Below are 25,992 nucleotides of genomic sequence, written 5' to 3' on the forward strand. Positions count from 1 at the left end.
GATCTTACCGTGTCGAATCTTGGGAGCGAGTGGACGGCTCGGCGCGGGAGCCGACTGTGTCGGAGGCATCGGGTGCTTCGATGAGTGTCGCGCCGAGGGCGGTGCTCACTGCGTCGCGGGTTTGCACGAATTCTTTTTCGAAGTCGAGCGTCTTGCGGGCACTCGACATCGCCATCACGACGGTCGTGCCGAGGTCGGTGTCTTTCAGCCAGAACCAGAGGCGCCGTTCGCGGACGTAGAACATCGAGAAGATGCCTGACACGAGGAGCAGGCTGCCAAGATACACGACTTTTTTGCCGGGTGCGCGCGTCAACTGAAATACCGAAGCTTGCACCTGCTTGAATGAGTCGAGTTGCAGATAGACCGGCGATCCATACAGAAAGCTGTCGGAAATCGCGTTGATCGAGCTCTGGATGAAGCGGCTCGCGTCGGCGCTCGCTGCGGCTTCGGGCTCGCCGAGTTGCTCGCGCGACAGTTGCCAGAGGTCCCACGTCGAGCCTTCCAGCATGCGCAGCAGCAGGCCGGCGGCTTTTTCCTGCTCGGCCTTGGGCACCGAGTGATCGATGAAACCGGCGATGGCCTGGAAGCCGCCGACGGTCTGACCGTTCGGCGTCTTGATGCTGGTGTCGGCGCCGGCGAACAGCGTCAGCACGCGCAACGCGCTTTCTTCCAGATGCTGCTGCAACTCGGGATTCGAGCCCGGCACCGAGCGCAACGCGAAACGATGCGCGGCCGCGGTGCGCATCGCCGGGTTTTCCAGCGTGGCGCGCAGGTTCATCCATTCCTTGACGGTGCCGCCCGTGTCGGCCGGAATGCGCAGATAGCGGAACGGGTCGTCCGGATTCACGCGCATGCCGGCGAGAAACATGCGTTCGCCGGCCACGTCGACCGGCAGCATGTAGTTGTTGTACTCGCGCGCCTGGCCGTCCTTGTCGCGCACCTTGTATTGAACCGACGGCCCGACGTTATGCAGATCGAGCGGCTTCGAGGTCTTCGCGCCCGAGCCGAGCCGTTCGTCGAACGCTTCTTTCAGCGTGCTGTGCGCGGCTACGCCGCGCGCGTCGTTCTGGCCGCTGCCGTTCGAGATGTTCTCGACATTGATCGCGCGGAAATCGGTGAACTCGACGGTTTGGCCGTCGGCCAGCGGACTCGCGGTGCTCAACGGCGCATTGCCGCCGATAATGCCGCCGAACGGCGCGGTCTTCGCGCTATTGCCGCTCATCGGGTAGGCCGTCATCTGCATCTGCGAGCCGCCGTCCTGGAAGCTCGACTGGTAGATCGACACGCCGTCGTAGGTGAAGGGTTTGTTCACCTCGACGCGCGCCGGCACGCGCGCGCCGGTCTTGTGATCCACCACCACGATGTCGCTTGCGAACAGCTTCGGCATGCCCGTCGAGTAGTAGTCGACGATGAACTTGTTGAGTTCGATCGAGAACGGCAGGTCCTGGATCAGCGAGCCGTTCGGCTCGTTCAGGATCGCGGTGGACACGTGCTGCCCTTCAGGCACCCACGCATAGCCACGGAACGACGGGTTCGACTGCGACAGACGGTGTTCCGGCGGAATGTCGTTGATGACCGTGTTCGCGCTGATCGGCGACTTGCCGAACAGCCACATTTGCAGCTTGATCGGCAGATTGCTGTCGAGCAGACCGCCGAGGCAGATCACCACGATCGCGAGATGAGCCGAGATGTAGCCGAACTTGGTGAGCGCGCCGCGCTTGGCCGCGATCAGCGTCGCGCCTTCCGATTCGCGCGTAACGAACTTGTAGCCGAGTCGCGCGGAGAGCCTGGCCAGCACCGCCGAAGTCTCAGCGCGCGTGCCTTGCACCGCGAATTCGCCTTTGTGATGAAACGCGCGCAGGCTGCCTTCGCGGACTTTGTCTTTCCAGCTCTTTGCGTCGGCGACCATTTTCGGGCCGTTGCGGATTACGCAGAGCGACACCGACACCATCAGGAAAGCGAGGATCAGCATGAACCACCACGAGCTGTACACGGTGTACAGACTCAGCGAGCGGAAGATGTCGGCCCAGAACGGGCCGAACTGGTTGACGTAGTTTGGATACGGATCGTCCTGCGTGAGGACGGTGCCGATGATGCTGGCGATGGACAGAATCACGAGCAGCGCGATGGCGAAGCGCATCGAACTCATGACTTCGATGACGCTGCGCGTGAGGCGATTGCCCGACTTCGACTGCAGACCCGACGTGGTGACGCTCATTCAAACTCCGGCTGAACAGCAAAAAAGGGTGACCGGCCGTCGTGCGTACGACGCCTCCACCCTTTTCTTATTGGTACCGATCTCGACGGACCGGTTGCACCTGCGTGCGGGCCTCTTAATGCAGCCCCGCGATGTAGTCGGCGACAGCCTTGATATCGCTGTCCGACAGACGCGATGCTACGGCATGCATCGCGTCGTTGTTATTACGCGCGCCCGGTCCCTGCGTGAACGCGGTCAACTGCGCGACCGTGTAGTCGGCCCACTGGCCCGACAGACGCGGATACTGCGACGGAATCCCCTGACCGGTCGGACCGTGGCAGCTGGCACAGGCCGGTACGCCCTTGTCCGCGAGGCCGGCCCGGTAGATTTTCTGACCGAGCGGGACCGTGTCCTTGTTGTGCGCGTAACCGGGTTTCGGGGTTTGCGTCGAAAAATACGCGGCGACGTTGACCATGTCCTGATCGGAGAGCGCCGCAGCCATGCCCGCCATGATCGCATTGTTGCGCGCCGGCTGCTTCGAGCCCGGCTGCGTTTTGAAATCCATCAGCTGCTTGACGAGGTACTCGGGATGCTGGCCCGCCAGCTTGGGATAGGCACCGCCGGTACTGTTGCCGTCTGCCCCGTGACAGGACGCGCACACCTGCACCGCGATGGCCTGCCCCCGATTGACGTCCGGTTTGGCCGGATCTGCTGCTCGTGCCTGAATTGTCAAACCTGAAAGACCTGCCGCCACCTGAAGCACCATCAGAGTCTTGCTCAGTCGATTCATTCGCGCACCCTGTCTCGTCTTGTGGGATTTTTTAGAGAGCCCCCAAACCCGGCGCATCGCCAGTGGCACTTGCGCTTGGCCCTCAGAGGGGGCGATCCCCGACGAGGACTTACTGCGATGCGAAAAGCTTGGGACGGCCCGGCGTTCTTTTGAAGGCTTTGCAAATCACGACGGCGACCGGGTGACCGTGAGGAGCCGCCAAGGCACGCGGGCTGGCCCCCTCAGGTTTTCAGTAAACCGTCGTATTGTACAATAACTCGCTAATCGCTAAGACGCCAGTCGGGCTTGACCCGTCCCCGCTCCGGGTTCCCCGGCGTCTCGAATCCTGGCCTGAACATGTCCTTCCTGCTCCACCAATCCCGCTTTTTCACCACGGTCAATCACTTGCGTGATCTGCCGGCGACTGCGCAACCCGAAATCTGCTTCGCGGGGCGCTCGAATGCGGGTAAATCTACGGCCATCAATATTCTCTGCAACCAGAAGCGTCTGGCCTTCGCCAGTAAGACGCCGGGCCGTACGCAGCACATCAACTATTTCTCCGTCGGCAAAGCAGACGAACCCACCGCGCATCTGGTCGATCTGCCGGGTTACGGTTATGCGGAAGTGCCGGGCGCCGCCAAAGCGCATTGGGAAGCCTTGCTGTCGACGTATCTGCAGACGCGCTCGCAACTGCGCGGCATGATCCTGATGATGGATTCGCGCCGCCCGCTGACCGATCTGGACCGCCGCATGATCGAGTGGTTTGCGCCGACCGGCAAGCCAATTCACACGCTGCTCACCAAAAGCGACAAATTGTCGCGTCAGGAAAGCACCAATGCTTTGCGCGCCACGCAGAAGGGTCTGGCGGAATATCGCGCCGCGGGCTATCAGGGTGAACTGACCGCGCAACTCTTTTCCGCGCTCAAGCGAGTGGGCCTCGACGACGCTCACGAACTCATCGAAAGCTGGTTGATTCCCAAGGCTAGCGAGGAATCCGGCGAAGTGGACGAAGCGCAGTAACAGCGGCGCCCGCCGTTGCGGCCCGTGCAAACACGCGTTTGCGGCCGCCCATAAAAAAACCCGCCGCTTGAACGGCGGGTCAAACAGCCTAATCAAAAAACTGACAGGCACCCGCTCAGGGAGGAGAAGCGGGGAGGTCAGCGCGAGGCGCCTTGCTCGATCGGTATGATATACCATTGTCTCGAAAAGTTTCCGCGAGCGGAGGCAGGCGTGACTTGTCCACTCCCCCCATCCACCTCTTCGATTCCCCTATGAGCTTCTACCCGCACCACCGTCCGCGCCGTATGCGCCGTGACGACTTCTCGCGCCGTCTGATGCGAGAAAACATCCTCACCACCAACGATCTGATCTATCCCGTGTTCGTCGTCGAAGGCACCAACGTGCGGCAAGCCGTTCCGTCGATGCCCGGCGTCGAGCGCGTATCGGTCGATCTGCTGATGGGCGTGGCCGCACAATGCGTTGAACTCGGCGTGCCGGTCATCTCGCTGTTTCCGGCAATCGAACCTTCGCTGAAGACGCCCGATGGCCGTGAAGCGACCAACCCGGCCGGTTTGATTCCGCGGGCGATTCGCGAACTCAAGAAGAATTTCCCCGATCTGGGCGTGCTCACCGATGTCGCGCTCGACCCGTACACGAGCCACGGCCAGGACGGTGTGCTCGACGAAGCCGGTTACGTGATCAACGACGAAACCGTCGATATCCTGATCGAACAGGCGCGAGCCCAGGCACAAGCCGGCGTGGATATCGTGGCGCCGTCGGACATGATGGACGGCCGCATCGGCGCGATCCGCGAGATGCTCGAGAGCGAAGACCATGTGCATACGCGCATCATGGCTTACGCCGCGAAGTTTGCTTCGGCGTTCTACGGTCCGTTCCGCGATGCCGTCGGCTCGGCGACGAATCTCGGCAAGAGCAACAAGATGACGTATCAGATGGATCCGTCCAACTCGAACGAAGCGCTGCGTGAAGTGCAGGCCGACATCGACGAAGGCGCGGACATGGTGATGGTCAAGCCAGGCATGCCGTATCTGGACATCGTGCGACTGGTGAAGGACGAGTTCCGTTTTCCGACGTATGTCTATCAGGTGAGCGGCGAGTACGCGATGTTGAAGGCGGCCGCGCAGAACGGCTGGCTCGATCACGACAAGGCCATGATGGAGTCGCTGCTGGCGTTCAAACGCGCCGGCGCGGATGGTGTTCTGACTTACTTCGCGCTGGATGCCGCGCGGATTTTGCGCGCGCAGAAGTAGCGCGCGGCGGCCGGGCGCTCGATGTCCGGCGCGTGATGGCTTAGGCCAGATGAAGAGGCGGACCTTCGGGTCGCGCCTCTTTTTTATTGCGGCTTTGCTTTGCTCTGCAGAGTGAGGGTTACGCTGCCGGCGTGCCGACGCGCTCCAGCGAGCGCAGGAACGTGTCGGCGGACTCGTAGCCAACCACCCGCAGCACTTCCTTACCGTTCCGATCGAAAAAGATAATGCCCGGCGGTCCGAACAGGCTGAAACGCTTGAGCAAGGTCTGGTCGTCGGGATTGTTGGCCGTTACGTCGGCGCGCAGCAAGTTCATCTGCTTCAGTTTGGCCTGAACGCGGGCGTCGCTGAAGGTGAACTTCTCCATTTCCTTGCAACTGACGCACCAGTCCGCGTAGAAATCGAGCATGGCGGGTTTGGCGGCCGTTTTCACCGCCTGATCCAGTTCGGGCGAGGAGCGCACCGAGCCGAAGACCAGATCGGCGGATGCAGCGGTTTGCGACCCGTTGACAGAATTGGCGCCGGTCGCGTTGCCCGCACCTCGGGCAGCGAAGACGGCTAATGGCCTCAGCGGATCGGACGAACCCGCCGCCACGCCGACCAGCAGCACGACCGCCCACACGGCGAGCGCTGCCCCGACCGCACGGCCGAGCCGTCGCCATAGAGATGCACCGCTTGCTCCGGTGACCAGGCCCGAAAACAGTCCGAGCGAAGTGGCGGCGATCAACAGCCATAACGCGCTCAACAGCATGACGGCGCTCGCGCCGAGCACCGGCCAGACGATCCACAACGCTGCGCCGAGCAACACCACGCCGAAGAACACCTTGACGCCGTCCATCCATGCGCCGGCACGCGGCAGCAAGGTGCCTGCGCCGAGTCCGATGATCAGAAGAGGAACGCCGAGGCCCAGGCCCATCGCGAAAAGCGCGGCGCCGCCGAGCACGGCATCGCCGGTGTGCGCGATGAAAGCCAGCACAGCGAAAAGTGGCGCGGTCATGCAGGCGCCCACCACCAGCGCCGACAATGCGCCCATCACGGCGACCGCCGCGAATTTGCCTCCGGAACGGCCGTTCGATGCGCGCGAGACGCCGTCTTGCCAGCGCTGCGGCAGCGCAATGTCGACACCGCCGATTAACGTCAATGCAAAGGCGGTCAGCAGGACGCCGAACGCGCCCAGCACCCAGGGATTCTGCAGCCAGGCGCCCAGGCTTTGGCCGACCAGCGCGGCGGCGACGCCCAAGGCCGTGTAAACGAGCGCCATGCCGATCACATACGCGAGCGACAATGCGAAGCCGCGCGTGCGCGTCACCCGAGCCCCCTCGCCGATGATGATGGCCGAGAGGATCGGGATCATCGGGTAAGAACACGGCAGCAGGCTGAGCACGGCGCCGGCCGCGAAGTAGAGTCCGATGATCGCGAGGAAGCCACCGCTTTGCAGCAGCGATTGCGCATAGTCGGCGTTGGTAGCGCGCTCGTACCACGGCGTGCTACCGGTCGTTGCCGATTGCGTGGCGTTTGCTGCGGCTGCCGTCGCGCTGCCGGCCGGCTGCAAGGCCGCGCCGCTGACGTGATAGACGCGCTCCATCGGCGGATAGCAGATGCCCGCGTCCGCGCAACCTTGCGATGTGACGGCCAGATCGAACGGGCCGGCCGCCTGCTTGATGGGAATCCGGATGGTGAGCTGGTTGCGATACGTTTCGACGTTCTTGTTGAACGTCTCGTCGAACTTGACGTGGCCCGCCGGCAGATTCGGCTCGCCGAGCGTCACCGTGCCGTTGTTGCCAGCGTTGCGGGTGACGAATGCGAAGCGCTCGCGGTACATGTAGTAGCCGTCCGCGATCCTGTACGTCACGTCGACTTCGCCCGGCTGTTCGGTCGCGCTGAATTTGAACGCTACCGCGGGATCGAGGAAGTCGTCCGCGGCGCGCGCGAGCGTGCCGAATTGCGTCGACGTGATGCACACGAGCGCGAGAAAGAAGGTGCGCAGCGCATTGCGTACGCGTCGGTCGAAGCCGTTAAACATGGAGAGTGCGTTGAGTTTCCGTGGCGACCCACTGGCCATACGCGGCGGATGCCGTCGCGGACCATGAGAGGATTTCCGGAGTGTCGTAGGGATGGTGCGCCTGGATGTACTGCTCCAGTTCGTGGACGCGGGCCGCGCTGGTCTTGAACAGGAGCTGGATTTCCTCGGTGGTTTCGATCGTGCCTTGCCAGTGGTAGCTGGATTGCACCAGTCCCAGTTCGCTGACGCATGCGCAGAGTCTTGCTGCCAGCGCGCCATCTGCAAGCGTTCGAGCCACGGCTTTGTCCGGCACGGTGGTCAACACTAACGTCACGCTGCTGCTCACGCTCACGGATAACTCCAGACTGGCTCGGTCGAGGTGGCGATATCGTATCACTCAGGCTTGGCTGGACGCAGGCCGGTGAGCTTTGCGCTTTGCGCGGCGGCGCCGCGTTTGGGGGGCGGGAATAAAAAAAGCCAGGCTTGGCGCCTGGCTTTTTCTCGCGATGCTAAAAGCTTACTCAGCTTCTTGCACTTCGGTTTCTTCGACTTCCGGACGATCGAGCAGTTCGACCAGTGCCATCGGTGCATTGTCGCCAACGCGGAAACCGAACTTCAGCACGCGCAGGTAGCCGCCCGGACGGGTAGCGTAACGCGGGCCCAGCACTTCGAACAGCTTCGTGACCGAGTCACGATCGCGCAGGCGGTTGAACGCCAGACGACGATTTGCCAGCGACGGCTTCTTGCCGAGCGTGATCAGCGGCTCGACGACTTTACGGAGTTCTTTGGCCTTCGGCAGCGTGGTCTTGATGACTTCGTGCGCGATCAGCGAGTTGGACATATTACGGAGCATTGCCAGACGGTGGCTGCTCGTGCGGTTCAGTTTCCGCAAACCATGACGGTGACGCATGTTAATTCCTTCGATTCAAAGTTTTGGTCCAGCTCTTCTATCGCACTGTCTTAACGCTGCCTGTTGGTTCCGGTGTTCGGGAACCATGGTAGCCAGTGCACGGGCCGGTAGTGAAAAAAGACAAGACGCGGATTCTAAAGGAAAATCCGCGTCTTTGCCACTGCAGCGGCGGGAGTGATGTCCCGGCTCGCCCGATTACTTGTCCAGACCTGCCGGCGGCCAGTTTTCGAGCTTCATGCCGAGCGTCAAACCACGCGACGCCAATACTTCCTTGATTTCGTTCAACGACTTGCGACCCAGATTCGGGGTCTTCAGCAACTCGTTTTCCGTACGCTGGATCAGGTCGCCGATGTAGTAGATGTTCTCGGCCTTCAGGCAGTTCGCGGAACGAACCGTCAGTTCGAGGTCATCGACCGGGCGCAGCAGGATCGGATCGATCTGCGGCGCACGCGACGGCGCTTCCGCCGTAGCTTCAGTGCCTTCCAGGGCAGCGAACACCGACAGTTGATCGACCAGAATGCGCGCCGATTGACGGATCGCTTCTTCCGGCGAAATCACACCGTTGGTTTCGATGTTCATCACGAGTTTGTCGAGGTCGGTACGCTGTTCGACACGCGCGCTTTCGACGGCGTAGCTCACGCGGCGAACCGGCGAGAACGACGCATCCAGCACGATACGGCCGATGATCTTGGCCGACTCTTCGCCATAACGACGCACGTTGCCCGGTACATAACCGCGGCCCTTTTCGACCTTGATCTGCACGTCGAGCTTGCCGCCCTTCGACAGATGCGCAATCACGTGATCCGGATTGATGACTTCGCAATCGTGCGCGAGTTCGATGTCGCCAGCGGTGACAACGCCTTCGCCTTCCTTGCGCAGCGTCACCGTCACTTCGTCACGGTTGTGCAGCTTGAAGACCACGCCCTTCAGGTTCAACAACAGGTTGACGACATCCTCTTGCACACCGTCGAGCGTCGAATATTCATGTACGACGCCTGCGATCGTCACTTCGGTCGGCGCATAGCCGATCATCGACGACAGCAGCACGCGCCGGAGCGCGTTACCCAAGGTGTGGCCGTAACCGCGTTCAAACGGTTCCATGACCACTTTCGCATGGCTCTCGCCAAGCGATTCAACAGCGATGATCTTGGGCTTCAACAAACTGGTTTGCATAGGTTTTCCTTTTCAATACCCTCGGCTCGTTACACCGATAAGGCTGACCGGTAACAACCTGAAAATAAACAGCCGGGACGCCCCTTTGCGCAATGCAAACGGGGTGCCCCGGCCGTTAATCCGATTACCGCGAATACAATTCGACGATCAGGCTTTCGTTGATATCGCCAGCGATGTCGCTGCGTTCCGGCTTCGACTTGAACGTGCCTTCGAATTTCTTCGAATCCACGGCAACCCAGCTCGGCAGACCGCCTTGTTCGGCGAGCGACAGCGCTTCGAGAATACGAGCCTGCTTCTTCTTCTGTTCACGGACAGCGACGACGTCGCCAGCCTTCACTTGCATCGACGGGATGTTCGACACCACGCCGTTCACCGTGATTGCCTTGTGGCTAACCAGCTGACGCGCTTCAGCGCGCGTCGAGCCGAAGCCCATGCGATACACGACGTTGTCCAGACGCGATTCGAGCAACTGCAGCAGGTTTTCACCCGTGTTGCCCTTCAGGCGGTCGGCTTCAGCGAAGTAGCGGCGGAATTGACGCTCGAGCACGCCGTAGATGCGCTTCACTTTTTGCTTTTCGCGCAGCTGCGTGCCGTAGTCGGACGTACGTGCACCCGAGGTGCGGCCATGTTGGCCGGGCTTGCTGTCAAGCTTGCACTTGTCAGCCAGCGAACGACGGGCGCTCTTCAGGAAGAGGTCAGTGCCTTCACGGCGGGAGAGCTTGGCCTTAGGGCCGATGTAACGTGCCACGTTGGTTCCTTCGTTGATTGATCACGCGAATGCCTGCACTCGCGCTAGTCCGAACCCTTTGGGTCGAACGGTGGGCTTAGTCAATTCAATAACGCAAGCGGCCTGCCGTCGCCGGACTACCACCCAGCGGCAACAGGCGCTTGCGAAAACAGCGTCTTAGATACGACGACGCTTCGGCGGACGGCAGCCGTTGTGCGGTACCGGCGTGACGTCGGAGATCGCGGTGATCTTGATGCCAAGACCATGCAACGCGCGCACCGCCGACTCGCGGCCCGGGCCGGGGCCCTTGATACGCACTTCGAGGTTCTTCACGCCGTATTCCATCGCCACGCGGCCAGCCGATTCGGCGGCCACCTGAGCTGCAAACGGGGTCGATTTACGCGAACCCTTGAAGCCCTGACCACCTGACGTTGCCCAGGCGAGTGCATTGCCTTGACGATCGGTGATCGTGATGATGGTGTTGTTGAACGACGCGTGAACGTGAACCACGCCCTCGGCGACGTTCTTCTTGACCTTCTTGCGAACGCGTTGCGCCGCGGAGTTGTTCGAAGCCTTAGCCATTACGTTTTCCTGTAACTGTCAGTTCCGCTTACTTCTTCAGCGATTGCGCTGCACGACGCGGACCCTTGCGCGTACGGGCATTCGTACGCGTACGTTGGCCGCGCAGGGGCAAGCCCTTACGATGCCGCACGCCACGATAGCAGCCGAGATCCATCAGGCGCTTGATATTCATCGTCGTTTCACGGCGCAGATCGCCTTCAACGATGAACTTGCCGACTTCTTCACGCAGCTTTTCGAGGTCTGCGTCGTTCAGGTCTTTGACCTTCTTCGAAAATGCCACACCAGCAGCGACGCAAATGTCGCGCGAGCGCGTGCGGCCTACACCGTAAATAGCCGTCAAGCCGATTTCGGTATGCTGGTGATTCGGGATGTTAACCCCTGCGATACGAGCCATTGTTTTTCCTCAAACAAAAAGCGCAGCAAAAAGCGCGGCGTTCAGCCTTGACGCTGTTTGTGGCGCGGATCAGAGCTGCAAATCACGCGCACAACGCCCTTGCGCTTGATGATCTTGCAATTGCGGCAAATGCGCTTAACCGATGCCATCACTTTCATGATATTACCCTTTTTTCAAATCACTTCGCCCGGAACACGATCCGCGCACGCGACAGATCGTAAGGCGTCAATTCAACCGTCACCTTGTCGCCCGGCAAGATTCGGATGTAGTGCATCCGCATCTTGCCGGATATGTGTCCCAATACGACATGGCCGTTTTCCAGCTTCACCCTGAAGGTAGCATTAGGCAGGTTTTCGATGACTTCACCCTGCATCTGGATAACATCGTCTTTGGCCATAAGTCCTTTCAACGCATCGGGACGCCGCCGCCTTTGAAATTGGCCTTCTTCAGCAGCGATTCATACTGTTGCGACATTACGTACGACTGCACCTGTGCCATGAAATCCATTGTGACGACGACAATGATCAGCAGCGACGTACCACCAAAATAAAACGGCACGTTCCAGCGCAGTACCAAAAACTCGGGCAGCAGGCAAACGAAGACGATGTAGATCGCACCAGCCAGCGTCAGACGCGTGAGGATACGGTCGATATATCGCGCCGTTTGATCGCCCGGGCGGATGCCTGGAACGAAAGCGCCACTCTTTTTCAGGTTGTCGGCCGTTTCCCTGCTGTTAAACACCAAGGCGGTGTAGAAAAAACAGAAGAAGACGATCGCCAACGCGTACAGCAACACATACACGGGTTGGCCGGGCTTGAGAGCTTCGGCTACGTTATGCAATGTGTCTGCGAACCAGCCGGTACGCGACCCCGAACTAAACCAGTTCAGGATGGTTGCCGGGAAGAGAATGATCGACGATGCGAAGATCGGCGGAATCACGCCCGACATGTTCAACTTCAGCGGCAAATGCGAGGACTGACCGCCGTAAATCTTGTTGCCGACCTGCCGCTTGGCGTAATTCACAAGAATCTTGCGCTGGCCGCGTTCGATGAACACCACCAGATACGTCACTGCAGCAATCAGCGCGACCACGATAATCGCCGAGATGATGCTCATCGAGCCGGTTCGCACCAGTTCGAAAAGACCACCGATTGCGTTCGGGAAACCAGCCGCAATACCGCCGAAAATGATGATCGAGATACCGTTTCCGAGACCGCGCTCCGTGATTTGCTCACCCAGCCACATCAGGAACATCGTGCCCGTTACCAGCGTCACGACCGTCGTCAACCGAAACACCATTCCCGGGTCGATCACGAGGCCAGGCTGATTTTCCAGAGCTACGGCAATGCCGAAAGCCTGGAACGTCGCCAGCAGGACCGTGAAGATACGCGTGTACTGCGTGATCTTCCGTTGACCCGCCTGCCCTTCTTTCTTCAGCGCTTCGAGTTGCGGCGAGACGATCGCCAGCAACTGCATGATGATCGACGCCGAAATGTACGGCATGATCCCAAGCGCGAAAATAGTGAACCGCGAAAGTGCGCCACCCGAAAACATGTTGAACATGCCAAGGATGCCGCCCGACTGGCTTTGGAACAGCTTAGCCAGTTGGTCCGGGTCGATACCCGGCACCGGAATATGCGCGCCGATACGGTAGACGATCAACGCCAGCAGCAGGAATACTGCACGCCGACGCAGATCGCCGAACTTCGCCGCGCCGCGACCGGGTTTTGCGAGACTCGGGCTGTTAGCCAAGTACCTTCTCCGATGCAAATGCTAGTGACGGCAAATAACTTGCACGTTACTCGGCAAAAGAGCCGCCGGCTGCTTCGATAGCAGCGCGCGCACCCTTCGTCGCACCCAGACCCTTCACAACGATCTTGCGCTTCAGCTCGCCCGTCGCGATGATCTTGGCGCTCTTGATCAGCTCACCGACCAGGCCGGCTTGCTTCAGAGCCAGCAAATCGACTTCGTCGACCGGCAGCTTTTCCAGATCCGAGAGACGCACTTCACCGATGAATTCCTTCGTCAGCGAAGTGAAACCGCGCTTCGGCAGGCGACGTTGCAGCGGCATTTGACCGCCTTCGAAGCCAACCTTGTGAAAGCCGCCCGAACGCGACTTCTGACCCTTGTGACCACGGCCAGCAGTCTTGCCGAGGCCAGAGCCGATACCACGACCAACGCGACGCTTTGCGTGCTTCGCGCCTTCAGCCGGCTTCAGGTTATTCAATTCCATTATCAACTCCTTGAGTCCTGGTCAGCCGCTTAGCTGATGACCTTAACGAGGTACGAAACCTTGTTGATCATGCCGCGCACGGCCGGCGTGTCCTGCAACTCGCTGACCGAGTTGAGTCGGCGCAGGCCCAGGCCACGCACCGTAGCACGGTGCGTTTCACGGGTGCCGATCAGGCTCTTGACGAGCTGGACCTTGACAGTTTTATCAGACATGGTGTCCACCTTAGCCCAGAATATCTTCGACGGACTTGCCGCGCTTCGCCGCGATATCGCCCGGCGTGGACTGCTTGCGCAGACCGTCGAGCGTTGCACGAACGAGGTTGTACGGGTTCGTCGAACCGTGGCTCTTCGCCACAACGTTCTGCACGCCCATCACGTCGAACACTGCGCGCATCGGGCCGCCAGCGATCACACCGGTACCGTCCTTCGCCGGGGCGAGGAGGACCATCGATGCGCCGTGCTTACCGTGCACTTCGTGTTGCAGAGTACCGTTCTTCAGCGGCACCTTGAACATGTTGCGGCGAGCCTGTTCCATCGCCTTCTGAACAGCGACCGGCACTTCCTTCGCCTTGCCCTTGCCCATACCGACGCGGCCATCACCGTCGCCAACCACGGTCAGTGCGGCGAAACCGAGAATCCGGCCACCCTTCACGACCTTGGTCACGCGGTTGACCGAAATCATCTTTTCGCGCAGGCCGTCGTCGCGTTCGTCAGCCTGAACTTTCGCTTGCATCTTTGCCATGACGAATTCTTCCCTTAGAACTTGAGTCCGGCTTCGCGCGCCGCATCAGCCAGCGCTTTCACGCGGCCGTGGTAACGGAAACCTGAACGGTCGAAGGCGACGGATTCGATGCCGGCAGCCTTAGCCTTTTCTGCAATGCGCTTGCCGATCAAGGTCGCAGCATTGACGTTGCCGCCCTTGCCGGTTTGATCAGCCAGTTGCGCACGCACTTCGGCCTCGAGCGTCGACGCGCTAGCCAGCACCTTGGTGCCGCACGGCGAGAACACTTGCGCATAAATGTGCGTGTTCGTGCGATGCACGGCGAGACGCGCGACCTGCAGCTCGGAGATCTTGATACGCGTCTGACGAGCGCGGCGCAGGCGAGATTGAGTCTTATCCATGATTGCGCACCCTTACTTCTTTTTCGTTTCTTTGAGGATCACAACCTCGTTGGCGTAACGCACACCCTTGCCCTTGTAGGGCTCCGGCGGGCGATAGCCGCGCACTTCTGCAGCGACCTGGCCAACTTTCTGTTTGTCGATCCCCTTGATCACGATTTCGGTTTGCGTCGGGGTCTCGGCCTTCACGCCTTCCGGCATCTGGTGCACCACGGGGTGCGAGAAACCCAGCGACAGATTCAGCTTGTCGCCTTGCGCCTGTGCGCGGTAACCGACGCCAACCAGCGTCAGCTTGCGCTCGAAACCCTTCGTCACGCCGTTCACCATGTTTGCAACCAGTGCGCGCATCGTGCCCGACATCGCATTCGCTTCGCGGCTTTCGTCAGCCGGCGCGAAATTCAACGTGCCGTTGTCGTTCACCACTTTCACCAGGCGGTTCGCTGCCTGCGTAATCGTACCCAGCGGACCCTTGACGGTGATGCTATCGTCGCTCAGGGCCACTTCTGCGCCTTGCAGCGCGATCGGGCTTTTACCTACTCGAGACATGTTTCTCTCCTTTCGGCCTTAAGCGACGTAGCAGATGACTTCGCCGCCAACGCCCGTTGCACGCGCCTTGCGGTCCGTCATCACGCCCTTCGGCGTCGACACGATTGCCACGCCGAGGCCATTCATGACCACGGGGATGTCGTTACGGCCGCGGTACACACGCAGACCAGGCTTCGAAACGCGTTCAATGCGCTCGATGACCGGACGGCCAGCGTAGTACTTCAACGTGATGTTCAATTCAGATTTCGCACCTTCAGACTTCACTGCGAAATCATCGATATAACCTTCGTCCTTAAGGACTTGCGCAATCGCAACCTTGACTTTCGACGAGGGCATAGTCACCGAAACTTTCTCAACCATCTGCGCATTGCGGATGCGAGTCAGCATATCGGCGATAGGATCACTCATACTCATTTACGTTTCTCCTATTACCAGCTCGCCTTGGTCAGGCCAGGGATCTCGCCGCGGAACGCGATTTCGCGAATCTTGTTACGCGCCAGCCCGAATTTACGGAACGTGCCGCGCGGACGACCGGTAATTGCACAACGATTGCGCTTACGGGTCGGATTGGAGTTGCGCGGCAGTTGTTGCAGTTCCAGACGTGCTGCGTAATGCTCTTCGTCCGACTTGCTCGTATCGCCGATGATCGCTTTCAGCTCAGCACGCTTGGGAGCGTACTTAGCAGCCAGGCGAGCACGCTTCTTTTCACGTTCGATCAGTGCCAGTTTAGCCACGGTAACCTCAGTTTCTGAACGGGAACTTGAAGCTGGCGAGCAGAGCCTTTGCTTCGTCGTCGGTCTTCGCAGTGGTCGTAATGCTGATATTCAGCCCACGCAATGCGTCGATCTTGTCGTAGTCGATTTCGGGGAAAATGATCTGCTCTTTCACACCGATGTTGTAGTTGCCGCGACCGTCGAACGCACGTCCCGACACGCCACGGAAGTCACGCACCCGGGGGAGCGCAACCGTCACGAAACGGTCCAGAAATTCGTACATTGCCTGACCACGCAACGTGACCATTGCACCGATCGGATAGCCTTGACGGATCTTGAAGCCAGCGATTGCCTTGCGTGCCTTCGTGATCACCGGCTTCTGGCCTGCGATCTTCGTCAGGTCGCCGACGGCGTTTTCGATGATCTTCTTGTCAGCAACCGCTTCGCCAAGGCCCATGTTCAGGGTGATCTTGGTGATGCGCGGCACTTCCATCACGGACTTGTAACCGAACTTCTCGATGAGGCCGGGTACAACCTTTTCTTTGTAAAACTCTTGCAAACGAGCCATTTTTTTACTCCGCAGCGTCAGGCGCTCAGCTCGGCACCGGTCGTTTTAAGGAAACGGACTTTCTTGTCTCCCTCGACCTTGATGCCTACACGCGACGCCTTGCCATTCGCGTCGACCAATGCGACGTTCGAAATTTGCAGCGGCATCGTCTTGGCTTCCACACCGCCCGTCGTACCCTTCATCGGGTTCGGCTTGACGTGTTTCTTGACGAGGTTGATGCCCTCGACAATAACCTTGCCTTCGCCAACGGACAGCACGACGCCGCGCTTGCCTTTATCTTTGCCGGTGATGACGATAACTTCGTCACCTTTGCGAATCTTGTTCATCGCGACTCCTTACAGCACTTCAGGTGCCAACGAAACGATCTTCATGAATCGTTCGCTGCGCAACTCGCGCGTGACAGGCCCGAAGATACGGGTGCCAATAGGTTCGAGCTTGGCATTCAACAACACAGCGGCGTTGCCATCGAACTTGATCAGCGAGCCGTCTTGACGACGAACGCCCTTGGCGGTGCGAACCACCACGGCGTTATAGATTTCGCCTTTCTTTACGCGCCCGCGCGGCGTTGCCTCTTTGACGGTCACCTTGATGATGTCGCCAATGCTGGCATAACGACGCTTCGAGCCGCCGAGCACCTTGATGCACAAAACTTCACGCGCACCCGTGTTGTCGGCCACTTCAAGCCGAGTTTCGGTCTGGATCATGGTTTATCTTTCCCAACTTAATCCGGTCACACCACCATGGCGTACCCGGTCAGTCTTGGTCCCGTCAGCCAATCGGCTGCTTGGGTATGAACAGCAGCGACGGCAAACGAAACCCGCCATCGCAATCCGGTGAATCCTACGGAACGGACTGGCGCCCGGACCGCTTCCCCCACCAACTTCGCCCGCGACGGGGCTCCCATAAAAGAGGGAAGACCGAAATTATATCAAATAATTTCGGTCTGGCAAGCGAAACTTACTGCGATTTCAATTACTTCTACAACTTTGCGGCGTCAGATGACGCGAGCAGCCTCGACCAGGCGAGCCACAACCCAAGCTTTCGTCTTCGAAATCGGACGCGTTTCCTGGATTTCAACGAGGTCACCCTCGTTGTACGTGTTCGCATCGTCGTGCGCGTGGTACTTCTTCGAACGCACAACGTACTTGCCGTAGATCGGGTGCTTCACGCGGTGCTCGACCAGCACAGTGACCGTCTTGTCCATCTTGTTGCTGACGACCTTGCCGACCAGCGTCCGCTTGAGCGAGGTTTTTACGCTATCGTTCATTTCTGGTTCGCCTTCTCAGTCAGGACGGTCCGCACGCGTGCGATGTCGCGACGAACCTTCTTCAGCTGGCTCGTGTTCGTGAGCTGCTGGGTCGCGAGTTGCATGCGCAGGCCGAATTGCGCCTTAAGCAGGTCCGTCAGCTCCTTGTTGAGCGCGGCCTGATCTTTCTGGTGAAGTTCGGAAGCCTTCATCATTTGCTCCTTAGGCGCCGAGCTGACGCACGATAAACGTCGTCTTAAGCGGCAGCTTAGCTGCAGCCAGACGGAACGCTTCGCGTGCCAGCTCTTCGGTTACGCCATCCATTTCGTACAGCATCTTGCCCGGTTGAATCTCTGCGACGTAGTACTCAGGGTTACCTTTACCGTTACCCATCCGTACTTCAGCCGGCTTGTGCGAGATCGGCTTGTCCGGGAAAATGCGAATCCAGATGCGGCCACCACGCTTGATGTGGCGCGTCATTGCACGACGTGCCGCTTCAATCTGGCGCGCGGTCAGACGACCACGACCGATAGCCTTCAGGCCGAATTCACCGAACGACACCGCGTTGCCGCGAGTGGCGATACCGGTATTACGACCCTTCTGCTCTTTGCGATACTTTCTACGTTTCGGTTGCAGCATCGTTATTCTCCAGTCTTCCCGTCGCCACCCGGACGACGAGGAGCAGCGCCGCGGCGTGCACCTGCCGGACCACCACCCTCACCATCGCGACGCGGACGGCGATCGCCACCCGGACGTGCGTTACGGCGCGGACGCTTTTCTTCGGTGACTTCTTCGACCACCGGTGCGTCGTTACGGCCGAGCGTGTCGCCCTTGTAGACCCACACCTTCACGCCGATGATGCCGTACGTGGTCTTCGCTTCCGAAGTTGCGTAGTCGATGTCGGCGCGCAGCGTATGAAGGGGCACGCGACCTTCGCGATACCACTCCGTGCGGGCGATTTCGATACCGTTCAGACGGCCGGCGCTCATGATCTTGATGCCTTGAGCACCCAGACGCATCGCGTTTTGCATCGCACGCTTCATCGCGCGGCGGAACATAATCCGGCGCTCGAGTTGTTGCGTGATCGAGTCGGCGATCAGTTGCGCATCGGTTTCCGGCTTGCGGATCTCTTCGATGTTGACGTGGACCGGAACGCCCATGCGACGTTGCAGTTCCGACTTCAACAGCTCGATATCCTCGCCCTTCTTACCGATGACCACACCCGGACGCGAGCTATAAATCGTGATGCGCGCATTCTTCGCCGGACGCTCGATGACGACGCGACCAACCGAAGCGTTTTTCAGCTTCTTCTTCAGGTATTCACGAACACCGATGTCTTCCTGCAACATCGCCGCAAAATTGTTGTTGTTCGCGTACCAACGCGACGCCCAATTGCGGCTGACGGCCAAACGGAAGCCAGTCGGATGAATTTTCTGTCCCATCGTATGACTCCTTAATTCCCGACCGTCACAGTGATGTGACAGGATTGCTTCTCGATGCGGTTACCGCGGCCTTTAGCGCGCGCGGTAAAACGCTTCAGCGAGGCAGCCTTGTCGATGTAGATGCTCGTGATCTTGAGCTCATCGATATCGGCGCCTTCGTTATGCTCCGCATTCGCGATCGCCGACAGCACGACCTTTTTCACGATTCCCGCAGCCTTCTTCGGCGAGAACGTCAGAACGTTCAGCGCCTTGTCGACCGGCAAACCGCGGATCTGGTCAGCCACAAGACGCGTTTTCTGCGCCGAGATGCGGGCACCGCGATGAATTGCTTTCACTTCCATCATGAGCCCCTTATTTCTTAGCCTTCTTGTCGGCTGCGTGACCCTTGAACGTCCGGGTCAATGCAAACTCGCCAAGCTTGTGGCCGACCATGTTTTCCGAGATATACACCGGGACGTGTTGACGGCCGTTGTGAACGGCAATCGTCAGACCGATGAAATCCGGCAGAATCGTCGAACGGCGCGACCAGGTTTTGATCGGCTTCTTATCCCGCGAAGCTGCTGCCGCCTCAACTTTCTTCAGCAAATGGGCGTCGCAGAACGGACCTTTTTTTACAGAACGTGCCATTGCCTACTCCTTAACGCTTGTGACGGCGCTGGACGATCATGCTCGTCGTGCGCTTATTGCTGCGGGTGCGATAACCCTTAGCAGGCGTGCCCCACGGGCTCACCGGATCGCGACCTGCAGCCGTCTTGCCTTCACCACCACCGTGCGGGTGATCGACCGGGTTCATTGCAACGCCACGCACCGTCGGGCGGATACCGCGCCAGCGGTTTGCGCCAGCCTTACCGATTTGACGGAGGCTATGCTCTTCGTTGCCAACTTCACCAATCGTCGCGCGGCATTCGACGTGAACGCGGCGGATTTCACCGGAGCGCAGGCGGACCTGTGCGTAGATGCCTTCACGAGCCAGCAACATCGCCGACGTACCAGCCGAACGCGCCATTTGCGCGCCCTTGCCCGGCAGCATTTCGATGCAGTGGATCGTCGTACCGACCGGAATGTTGCGGATCGGCAGCGTGTTACCTGCGCGGATCGGAGCTTCCGAACCCGACAGCAGTTGCTGACCAACCGTCAGACCCTTCGGAGCGATGATGTACTTACGCTCGCCGTCTGCGTACAGAACCAGCGCAATGTTTGCGCTACGGTTCGGATCGTATTCGAGACGTTCGACCTTCGCCGGAATGCCGTCCTTCGTGCGACGGAAATCGACGACGCGGTAATGATGCTTGTGACCACCACCCTTATGACGGGTCGTGATATGGCCGTTGTTGTTACGGCCGGCGGTCGAGGATTGCGAGTCGAGCAGCGGTGCGTACGGCTTGCCCTTATGCAGATCCTTGTTGACCACCTTGACCATCGCGCGGCGACCCGGCGAAGTCGGTTTAACTTTAACGATTGCCATGATTACTTGGCCTCCGCTTCAAAGTTGATTTCCTGGCCGGGCTTCAGGCAGACATACGCCTTCTTCACGTCCTTGCGCTTACCCATGAAGCGGCCAAAGCGCTTGGCTTTACCCTTCGAGACCAGCACGTTGACGGAATTGACTTCTACCTTGAACAGCAGCTCGACTGCAGCTTTCACTTCCTGCTTCGTGGCATCGGGCGCGACTTCGAACACAACCTGTTCGTTCTTGTCGGCCACCAGCGTCGCCTTTTCGGAGACCACCGGCGCGAGCAGGACCTGCATCAAACGATGATCGTTCTTGCGAATCTCGCTCATGACAGCAACTCCTCGATCTGGGCGACCGCAGCCTTCGTGATCAGGATCTTCTTGAAGTAGATCAGCGACAGCGGGTCGGCGTAACGCGGCTCGACAACTGCCACATGGGCGAGGTTGCGCGACGCGAGGTACAGGTTTTCGTCAACCGTGTCGGTAATCACCAGCACGGAGTCGAGACCCATCGCCTTGAATTTTTCGGCCAGCAGCTTCGTCTTCGGCGCTTCGAGCGTCAGCTCGTCGACCACCGAAATGCGGCCTTCGCGGGCCAGCTGCGAGAAGATCGAGCAGAGACCTGCGCGATGCATCTTCTTGTTGACCTTGTGCGAAAAGTTTTCTTCCGGCGAATTCGGGAAGATCCGGCCACCGCCGCGCCACAACGGGCTCGACGACATACCGGCACGGGCGCGGCCCGTACCCTTCTGGCGCCACGGCTTCTTGGTCGTGTGCTTGACTTGCTCACGATCTTTCTGCGCGCGGTTGCCGCTACGGGCATTCGCTTGATACGCCACCACGACCTGGTGAATCAGGGCTTCGTTGTAATCGCGACCGAACACTACGTCCGACGCGCTAACGCCTGCACCTTCCTGACCATTGGCATTCAGGAGCTTAAGTTCCATTATTTCGCTCCTTTCACGGCACGCGTCTTCACGGCCGGCGTAACGAATACTTTGCCACCCTTGGCACCCGGAACGGCGCCCTTGACCAGCAACAGCTTGCGGTCAGCGTCGATACGAGCGATTTCGAGGTTTTGCACCGTTACCGTGTCGTCACCCATGTGACCGGTCATGCGCTTACCCGGGAAAACACGACCCGGATCCTGCGCCATACCGATCGAACCCGGCACGTTGTGCGAGCGCGAGTTACCGTGCGATGCACGGCCGGATGCGAAGTTGTAACGCTTGATGGTACCGGCGTAGCCCTTACCAATCGACACGCCTTGCACGTCGACCTTCTGGCCTACTTCGAACAGGTCGGGACCGACCACGGTGCCGTTCGACAACTCGGCAGCCTTGGCAGCATCGATCTGGAATTCTTTGAGGATTTCACCGGCTTGAACACCGGCTTTGGCGAGATGACCGGCCAACGGCTTCGTCACACGCGATGCACGGCGTGTACCGAACGCAACCTGCACGGCCGTGTAGCCGTCGGTTTCAACAGTCTTGATCTGCGTCACGCGGTTGTCGGACACGTCCAGCACGGTAACGGGAATCGAATCCCCTTCTGCCGTGAAGATACGGGTCATGCCAACCTTGCGACCTACGAGTCCAAGGCTCATCGTTTTCTCCATTCCCGACTGCGATTGGTCGGGGCTAATTTACAAAATGCCGGTGCCGTTTCGGGCGTGAAATCACGCTGCAGCACACCGACTTTTTTGCGCAAATGCGCGAAAAGCCTTGCATTATAGCGAGGCTTTTCGTTTTCCGCAAGCAATCAAAGACTTAGCGCTGCCCGGTATAACAGGCAACGCTTGCAGGCCTTATTGCAGCTTGATTTCGACGTCCACGCCAGCCGGCAGGTCCAGCTTCATCAGTGCATCAACGGTCTTGTCCGTCGGATCGACGATGTCCATCAGACGTTGGTGCGTACGGATTTCGAGCTGGTCACGCGACGTCTTGTTGACGTGCGGGGAACGCAGGATGTCGAAGCGTTGAATACGGGTCGGCAGGGGCACCGGACCGCGAACGATTGCGCCGGTCCGCTTGGCCGTTTCGACGATCTCGGCAGCCGATTGATCGATCAGGCGATAGTCGAACGCCTTCAGGCGAATGCGGATTTTCTGGTTAGCCATGGTAATTCCTTGGAAAGAGCGAGGCGGTATTGCGCCGCCAGACAGTAAAAGAACGTAGAGCCGGGCACCTGCAAGAGACGGGCGCCCGGCTCCGGGCACCACTTACAACAAATTCGACCCGCGATTTTACTCGAGAATCTTGGCAACCACACCAGCGCCGACCGTACGGCCGCCTTCACGGATAGCGAAGCGCAGACCTTCTTCCATCGCGATCGGGTTGATCAGCTTCACCGTGATCGACACGTTGTCGCCCGGCATGACCATTTCCTTGTCCTTCGGCAGCTCGATCGAGCCCGTCACGTCCGTCGTACGGAAGTAGAACTGCGGACGGTAGTTGTTGAAGAACGGCGTGTGACGGCCGCCTTCGTCCTTGCTCAGCACGTACACTTCAGCCGTGAAATGCGTGTGCGGGTTGATCGAGCCCGGCTTCGCCAGAACCTGACCACGCTCCACGTCTTCACGCTTCGTGCCGCGCAGCAGGATACCGACGTTGTCGCCAGCCTGACCCTGATCGAGCAGCTTGCGGAACATTTCCACGCCCGTGCACGTCGTCTTCACCGTCGGCTTGATACCGACGATTTCGATTTCCTCGCCGACCTTCACGATGCCGCGCTCGACGCGACCCGTCACCACCGTACCGCGACCCGAAATCGAGAACACGTCTTCCACCGGCATCAGGAACGCGCCGTCAACTGCGCGCTCCGGCGTCGGGATGTACGTGTCCAGCGCGTCGGCCAGATTCATGATCGCCACTTCGCCCAGCTCGCCCGCGTCGCCTTCCAGGGCCAGCTTTGCCGAACCCTTGATGATCGGCGTGTCGTCGCCCGGGAAGTCGTACTTCGACAGGAGTTCGCGAACTTCCATCTCGACCAGTTCCAGCAACTCGGCGTCGTCCACCATGTCGCACTTGTTCAGGAACACGATGATGTACGGAACGCCAACCTGACGGGCCAGCAGGATGTGCTCGCGCGTTTGCGGCATCGGGCCGTCTGCAGCCGAACACACCAGGATCGCGCCGTCCATCTGCGCTGCGCCCGTGATCATGTTCTTCACATAGTCAGCGTGGCCCGGGCAGTCGACGTGTGCGTAGTGGCGGTTAGCCGTTTCGTACTCGACGTGTGCCGTGTTGATCGTGATACCGCGTGCCTTTTCTTCCGGCGCCGCATCGATCTGGTCATATGCCTTCGCTTCACCACCAAACTTCTTGGTCAGAACCGTCGTGATCGCTGCCGTCAGCGTGGTCTTGCCGTGGTCAACGTGACCAATCGTGCCGACGTTCACGTGCGGCTTGGTCCGTTCGAATTTACCTTTAGCCATGTTTCTCTTCTTTCAAAAGTTAATCGTTGAATGACTTGCCGCGCGCTTACTTCGACTTCGCGTTGATGATCGCTTCAGACACGTTGCGCGGTGCTTCCGAGTAATGCTTGAACTCCATCGTGTACGTCGCACGACCCTGGGTCAGCGAACGCAGCGACGTCGAGTAGCCGAACATTTCCGACAGCGGTACTTCCGCGCGAACGATCTTGCCGCCGCCCACCATGTCGTCCATGCCCTGGACGATACCGCGACGGCCCGACAGATCGCCCATCACGTTGCCCATGTAGTCTTCCGGCGTTTCGACTTCCACAGCCATCATCGGTTCAAGAATGACCGGCTGAGCCTTACGCATTGCTTCCTTGAACGCCATCGAACCGGCCATGCGGAACGCGTTTTCGTTCGAGTCGACATCGTGGTACGAACCGAACGTGAGGTGAACCTTCACGTCGACGACCGGGAAACCTGCCAGCACGCCAGCCTTCAGCGTTTCCTGGATACCCTTGTCGACTGCGGGAATGTACTCACGCGGGATCACGCCGCCCTTGATCTCGTCGAGGAACTCGTAACCCTTGCCCTGTTCGTTCGGCTCGAGCGTGATGACCGCGTGGCCGTACTGGCCGCGACCACCCGACTGCTTGACGAACTTGCCGTCGACGTCTTCTGCCTTGCCGCGGATGGTTTCGCGGTAAGCCACTTGCGGCTTGCCAACCGTTGCCTCGACGCCGAACTCACGCTTCATCCGGTCGACCAGAATTTCGAGGTGGAGCTCGCCCATACCCGAAATGATGGTTTGACCCGACTCTTCGTCGGTTTGCACGCGGAACGACGGATCTTCCTGAGCCAGACGGTTCAGTGCCAGACCCATTTTTTCCTGGTCGGGCTTCGTCTTCGGCTCGACGGCCTGCGAAATCACCGGCTCCGGGAAAATCATGCGTTCGAGCACGATCGGGTGCAGCGGATCGCACAGCGTGTCGCCGGTGGTCGCGTCTTTCAGGCCAACCGCAGCCGCGATGTCGCCGGCGTGCACTTCCTTGATTTCTTCGCGCTGGTTTGCGTGCATCAGCAGAATACGGCCGAGACGTTCCTTCTTGTCTTTGGTCGCGTTCAGCAGCGTGTCGCCCGACTTCGTGGTACCCGAGTACACACGGAAGAAGATCAGCTGGCCAACGAACGGGTCGGTCATGATCTTGAATGCGAGCGACGAGAACTTTTCGTCGTCCGCAGCACGGCGCTCGGCCTTCTCACCGTTTTCGAGTTCGCCCGTAACCGGCGGAATGTCGATCGGCGACGGCAGGAAATCGAGCACGGCGTCCAGCATCCGTTGCACGCCCTTGTTCTTGAACGCGGTGCCGCACAGCATCGGCTGGATTTCGCAGGCGATCGTACGGTCGCGCAGACCCTTGATGATTTCCGCTTCGGAGAGCTCGCCCTCTTCCAGGTACTTGTTCATCAGCTCTTCGCTCGATTCAGCCGCGGCTTCGATCATCTTCTCGCGCCATTCATTGCACGTGTCGACGAGTTCTGCCGGGATGTCTTCGTACGAGAACTTGGTGCCTTGGGACGCTTCGTCCCAAATGATCGCTTTCATCTTCAGCAGATCGACCACGCCCGTGAACGTTTCTTCGGCGCCGATAGGCACCACGACCGGAACCGGGTTGGCCTTCAGACGCAGCTTGAGCTGGTCGTAGACCTTGAAGAAGTTCGCGCCGGTACGGTCCATCTTGTTGATGAACGCGAGACGGGGAACCTTGTACTTGTTAGCCTGACGCCACACGGTTTCCGACTGGGGCTGCACGCCGCCCACAGCGCAGTAAACCATGCACGCGCCGTCGAGCACGCGCATCGAGCGCTCGACTTCAATCGTGAAGTCGACGTGACCCGGGGTGTCGATGATGTTGATGCGGTGCTCAGCACGATCGCCGGCCATGCCTTTCCAGAACGCCGTGGTAGCAGCGGACGTGATCGTGATACCGCGTTCCTGCTCCTGCTCCATCCAGTCCATGGTCGCAGCGCCGTCGTGAACTTCACCAATCTTGTGGTTCACGCCGGTGTAGAACAGGATGCGCTCGGTCGTCGTCGTTTTGCCGGCGTCGATGTGAGCGCTAATACCGATGTTACGGTAGCGCTCGATAGGTGTCTTGCGAGCCACTTTGATCCTCTATTGGGATGACGCGATGCGAGAAAATACCCATCGCGCTGTAACACAAACGGGCGAGG

The 25,992-nt window shown here is 59.5% G+C and carries 37 protein-coding genes; 2 read left to right on the forward strand and 35 right to left on the reverse strand.

What is annotated here, in order from left to right; genetic code table 11:
• Positions 1 to 4: 4 nt before the first annotated feature.
• Both FQ746_RS14505 and FQ746_RS14510 read right to left on the reverse strand, forming a co-directional pair.
• On the reverse strand, positions 5 to 2,218 hold the full coding sequence (locus tag FQ746_RS14505) for a cytochrome c biogenesis protein ResB (protein ID WP_144110076.1): 2,214 nt from the start codon (positions 2,216 to 2,218) through the stop codon (positions 5 to 7).
• A gap of 115 nt (positions 2,219 to 2,333) precedes the next feature.
• A complete protein-coding gene (locus FQ746_RS14510; RefSeq protein WP_144110077.1) occupies positions 2,334 to 2,987 on the reverse strand; it encodes a c-type cytochrome in 654 nt (217 codons plus the stop codon).
• Between the two features lie 336 nt (positions 2,988 to 3,323).
• Here FQ746_RS14510 and yihA point away from each other — a divergent pair, with 336 nt between their 5' ends.
• Together yihA and hemB are read left to right on the forward strand one after the other, a co-directional pair.
• On the forward strand, positions 3,324 to 3,986 hold the full coding sequence (yihA, locus tag FQ746_RS14515; RefSeq protein WP_144110078.1) for a ribosome biogenesis GTP-binding protein YihA/YsxC: 663 nt from the start codon (positions 3,324 to 3,326) through the stop codon (positions 3,984 to 3,986).
• A gap of 251 nt (positions 3,987 to 4,237) precedes the next feature.
• The gene (hemB, locus tag FQ746_RS14520) at positions 4,238 to 5,236 is read left to right on the forward strand and encodes a porphobilinogen synthase (protein ID WP_144110079.1); all 999 of its coding nucleotides are present in this window, start codon (positions 4,238 to 4,240) and stop codon (positions 5,234 to 5,236) included.
• A 118-nt stretch (positions 5,237 to 5,354) separates the two neighbouring features.
• Here the strand turns inward: hemB and dsbD are convergent, their stop codons facing one another.
• The 33 genes from dsbD to fusA all read right to left on the reverse strand — a co-directional run bounded on the left by dsbD (position 5,355) and on the right by fusA (position 25,924).
• Complete coding sequence (dsbD, locus tag FQ746_RS14525) at positions 5,355 to 7,256, reverse strand: protein-disulfide reductase DsbD (protein WP_144110080.1); 1,902 nt, start codon at positions 7,254 to 7,256, stop codon at positions 5,355 to 5,357.
• Positions 7,249 to 7,581 (reverse strand): divalent-cation tolerance protein CutA, encoded by a 333-nt coding sequence (gene cutA, locus FQ746_RS14530; protein WP_144110110.1) that lies wholly within the window; start codon positions 7,579 to 7,581, stop codon positions 7,249 to 7,251. The genes dsbD and cutA overlap by 8 nt, the downstream gene beginning before the upstream one ends.
• A 171-nt stretch (positions 7,582 to 7,752) precedes the next feature.
• Positions 7,753 to 8,145: a 50S ribosomal protein L17 gene (gene rplQ, locus FQ746_RS14535; protein ID WP_144110081.1), complete on the reverse strand. Its 393-nt coding sequence runs from the start codon at positions 8,143 to 8,145 to the stop codon at positions 7,753 to 7,755.
• A gap of 195 nt (positions 8,146 to 8,340) precedes the next feature.
• Complete coding sequence (locus FQ746_RS14540; RefSeq protein ID WP_006052226.1) at positions 8,341 to 9,318, reverse strand: DNA-directed RNA polymerase subunit alpha; 978 nt, start codon at positions 9,316 to 9,318, stop codon at positions 8,341 to 8,343.
• Positions 9,319 to 9,442: 124 nt separating this feature from the next.
• The gene (gene rpsD, locus FQ746_RS14545; protein ID WP_027800372.1) at positions 9,443 to 10,066 is read right to left on the reverse strand and encodes a 30S ribosomal protein S4; all 624 of its coding nucleotides are present in this window, start codon (positions 10,064 to 10,066) and stop codon (positions 9,443 to 9,445) included.
• 156 nt (positions 10,067 to 10,222) lie between these two features.
• Positions 10,223 to 10,627: a 30S ribosomal protein S11 gene (rpsK, locus tag FQ746_RS14550; protein WP_006052224.1), complete on the reverse strand. Its 405-nt coding sequence runs from the start codon at positions 10,625 to 10,627 to the stop codon at positions 10,223 to 10,225.
• Positions 10,628 to 10,655: 28 nt separating this feature from the next.
• A complete protein-coding gene (gene rpsM / locus FQ746_RS14555) occupies positions 10,656 to 11,021 on the reverse strand; it encodes a 30S ribosomal protein S13 (RefSeq protein WP_012434566.1) in 366 nt (121 codons plus the stop codon).
• Positions 11,022 to 11,062: 41 nt separating this feature from the next.
• Positions 11,063 to 11,179: a 50S ribosomal protein L36 gene (gene rpmJ / locus FQ746_RS14560; RefSeq protein WP_004199844.1), complete on the reverse strand. Its 117-nt coding sequence runs from the start codon at positions 11,177 to 11,179 to the stop codon at positions 11,063 to 11,065.
• Positions 11,180 to 11,199: 20 nt separating this feature from the next.
• Positions 11,200 to 11,418: a translation initiation factor IF-1 gene (infA, locus tag FQ746_RS14565; RefSeq protein WP_004521905.1), complete on the reverse strand. Its 219-nt coding sequence runs from the start codon at positions 11,416 to 11,418 to the stop codon at positions 11,200 to 11,202.
• A gap of 8 nt (positions 11,419 to 11,426) precedes the next feature.
• A complete protein-coding gene (gene secY / locus FQ746_RS14570) occupies positions 11,427 to 12,773 on the reverse strand; it encodes a preprotein translocase subunit SecY (protein ID WP_144110082.1) in 1,347 nt (448 codons plus the stop codon).
• 46 nt (positions 12,774 to 12,819) lie between these two features.
• The gene (gene rplO / locus FQ746_RS14575; protein WP_144110083.1) at positions 12,820 to 13,254 is read right to left on the reverse strand and encodes a 50S ribosomal protein L15; all 435 of its coding nucleotides are present in this window, start codon (positions 13,252 to 13,254) and stop codon (positions 12,820 to 12,822) included.
• A gap of 29 nt (positions 13,255 to 13,283) precedes the next feature.
• The gene (gene rpmD / locus FQ746_RS14580) at positions 13,284 to 13,466 is read right to left on the reverse strand and encodes a 50S ribosomal protein L30 (RefSeq protein ID WP_007180126.1); all 183 of its coding nucleotides are present in this window, start codon (positions 13,464 to 13,466) and stop codon (positions 13,284 to 13,286) included.
• Between the two features lie 10 nt (positions 13,467 to 13,476).
• A complete protein-coding gene (gene rpsE, locus FQ746_RS14585) occupies positions 13,477 to 13,995 on the reverse strand; it encodes a 30S ribosomal protein S5 (protein ID WP_006052219.1) in 519 nt (172 codons plus the stop codon).
• 14 nt (positions 13,996 to 14,009) lie between these two features.
• Positions 14,010 to 14,375, reverse strand: coding sequence for a 50S ribosomal protein L18 (gene rplR, locus FQ746_RS14590; protein WP_144110084.1), 366 nt, complete (start codon positions 14,373 to 14,375; stop codon positions 14,010 to 14,012).
• Between the two features lie 12 nt (positions 14,376 to 14,387).
• The gene (gene rplF, locus FQ746_RS14595; protein ID WP_144110085.1) at positions 14,388 to 14,918 is read right to left on the reverse strand and encodes a 50S ribosomal protein L6; all 531 of its coding nucleotides are present in this window, start codon (positions 14,916 to 14,918) and stop codon (positions 14,388 to 14,390) included.
• An 18-nt stretch (positions 14,919 to 14,936) separates the two neighbouring features.
• Complete coding sequence (gene rpsH, locus FQ746_RS14600; protein ID WP_144110086.1) at positions 14,937 to 15,332, reverse strand: 30S ribosomal protein S8; 396 nt, start codon at positions 15,330 to 15,332, stop codon at positions 14,937 to 14,939.
• A 14-nt stretch (positions 15,333 to 15,346) separates the two neighbouring features.
• Positions 15,347 to 15,652 carry a 30S ribosomal protein S14 gene (gene rpsN / locus FQ746_RS14605; protein WP_029971247.1) on the reverse strand — a complete coding sequence of 102 codons (306 nt, stop codon included), beginning with the start codon at positions 15,650 to 15,652 and terminating at the stop codon, positions 15,347 to 15,349.
• A 7-nt stretch (positions 15,653 to 15,659) separates the two neighbouring features.
• Positions 15,660 to 16,199: a 50S ribosomal protein L5 gene (rplE, locus tag FQ746_RS14610; RefSeq protein WP_006052214.1), complete on the reverse strand. Its 540-nt coding sequence runs from the start codon at positions 16,197 to 16,199 to the stop codon at positions 15,660 to 15,662.
• Positions 16,200 to 16,216: 17 nt separating this feature from the next.
• Positions 16,217 to 16,525, reverse strand: a complete 309-nt coding sequence (gene rplX, locus FQ746_RS14615; RefSeq protein WP_006052213.1) for a 50S ribosomal protein L24 — start codon at positions 16,523 to 16,525, stop codon at positions 16,217 to 16,219.
• A 9-nt stretch (positions 16,526 to 16,534) separates the two neighbouring features.
• Positions 16,535 to 16,903, reverse strand: coding sequence for a 50S ribosomal protein L14 (gene rplN, locus FQ746_RS14620; protein ID WP_031361573.1), 369 nt, complete (start codon positions 16,901 to 16,903; stop codon positions 16,535 to 16,537).
• Positions 16,904 to 17,193: 290 nt separating this feature from the next.
• A complete protein-coding gene (gene rpsQ, locus FQ746_RS14625; protein WP_007180129.1) occupies positions 17,194 to 17,466 on the reverse strand; it encodes a 30S ribosomal protein S17 in 273 nt (90 codons plus the stop codon).
• Positions 17,463 to 17,657 carry a 50S ribosomal protein L29 gene (gene rpmC, locus FQ746_RS14630; protein ID WP_035933103.1) on the reverse strand — a complete coding sequence of 65 codons (195 nt, stop codon included), beginning with the start codon at positions 17,655 to 17,657 and terminating at the stop codon, positions 17,463 to 17,465. The genes rpsQ and rpmC overlap by 4 nt, the downstream gene beginning before the upstream one ends.
• 10 nt (positions 17,658 to 17,667) lie before the next feature.
• On the reverse strand, positions 17,668 to 18,084 hold the full coding sequence (gene rplP, locus FQ746_RS14635; protein ID WP_007180131.1) for a 50S ribosomal protein L16: 417 nt from the start codon (positions 18,082 to 18,084) through the stop codon (positions 17,668 to 17,670).
• 2 nt (positions 18,085 to 18,086) lie between these two features.
• Complete coding sequence (gene rpsC, locus FQ746_RS14640) at positions 18,087 to 18,887, reverse strand: 30S ribosomal protein S3 (RefSeq protein ID WP_144110087.1); 801 nt, start codon at positions 18,885 to 18,887, stop codon at positions 18,087 to 18,089.
• 11 nt (positions 18,888 to 18,898) lie between these two features.
• Entirely contained in the window at positions 18,899 to 19,231 is a 333-nt protein-coding gene (rplV, locus tag FQ746_RS14645) for a 50S ribosomal protein L22 (RefSeq protein WP_007180133.1), read from the reverse strand.
• Positions 19,232 to 19,238: 7 nt separating this feature from the next.
• Positions 19,239 to 19,514: a 30S ribosomal protein S19 gene (gene rpsS, locus FQ746_RS14650; RefSeq protein WP_004199273.1), complete on the reverse strand. Its 276-nt coding sequence runs from the start codon at positions 19,512 to 19,514 to the stop codon at positions 19,239 to 19,241.
• 10 nt (positions 19,515 to 19,524) lie between these two features.
• Entirely contained in the window at positions 19,525 to 20,352 is an 828-nt protein-coding gene (gene rplB / locus FQ746_RS14655; RefSeq protein WP_144110088.1) for a 50S ribosomal protein L2, read from the reverse strand.
• Positions 20,353 to 20,354: 2 nt separating this feature from the next.
• On the reverse strand, positions 20,355 to 20,669 hold the full coding sequence (gene rplW, locus FQ746_RS14660) for a 50S ribosomal protein L23 (protein WP_144110089.1): 315 nt from the start codon (positions 20,667 to 20,669) through the stop codon (positions 20,355 to 20,357).
• Positions 20,666 to 21,286, reverse strand: a complete 621-nt coding sequence (gene rplD / locus FQ746_RS14665; protein ID WP_007180136.1) for a 50S ribosomal protein L4 — start codon at positions 21,284 to 21,286, stop codon at positions 20,666 to 20,668. Before rplD ends, rplW begins: the two co-directional genes overlap by 4 nt.
• Positions 21,286 to 21,945, reverse strand: a complete 660-nt coding sequence (rplC, locus tag FQ746_RS14670; RefSeq protein WP_007180137.1) for a 50S ribosomal protein L3 — start codon at positions 21,943 to 21,945, stop codon at positions 21,286 to 21,288. The genes rplD and rplC overlap by 1 nt, the downstream gene beginning before the upstream one ends.
• Positions 21,946 to 22,146: 201 nt before the next feature.
• Positions 22,147 to 22,458, reverse strand: coding sequence for a 30S ribosomal protein S10 (gene rpsJ, locus FQ746_RS14675; RefSeq protein ID WP_144110090.1), 312 nt, complete (start codon positions 22,456 to 22,458; stop codon positions 22,147 to 22,149).
• A gap of 126 nt (positions 22,459 to 22,584) precedes the next feature.
• On the reverse strand, positions 22,585 to 23,775 hold the full coding sequence (gene tuf, locus FQ746_RS14680; protein WP_074762375.1) for an elongation factor Tu: 1,191 nt from the start codon (positions 23,773 to 23,775) through the stop codon (positions 22,585 to 22,587).
• 46 nt (positions 23,776 to 23,821) lie between these two features.
• On the reverse strand, positions 23,822 to 25,924 hold the full coding sequence (fusA, locus tag FQ746_RS14685) for an elongation factor G (protein WP_144110091.1): 2,103 nt from the start codon (positions 25,922 to 25,924) through the stop codon (positions 23,822 to 23,824).
• Positions 25,925 to 25,992 lie beyond the last annotated feature (68 nt).

It is taken from the genome of Paraburkholderia sp. BCC1886 (assembly GCF_900996245.1).
GTDB lineage: Bacteria > Pseudomonadota > Gammaproteobacteria > Burkholderiales > Burkholderiaceae > Paraburkholderia.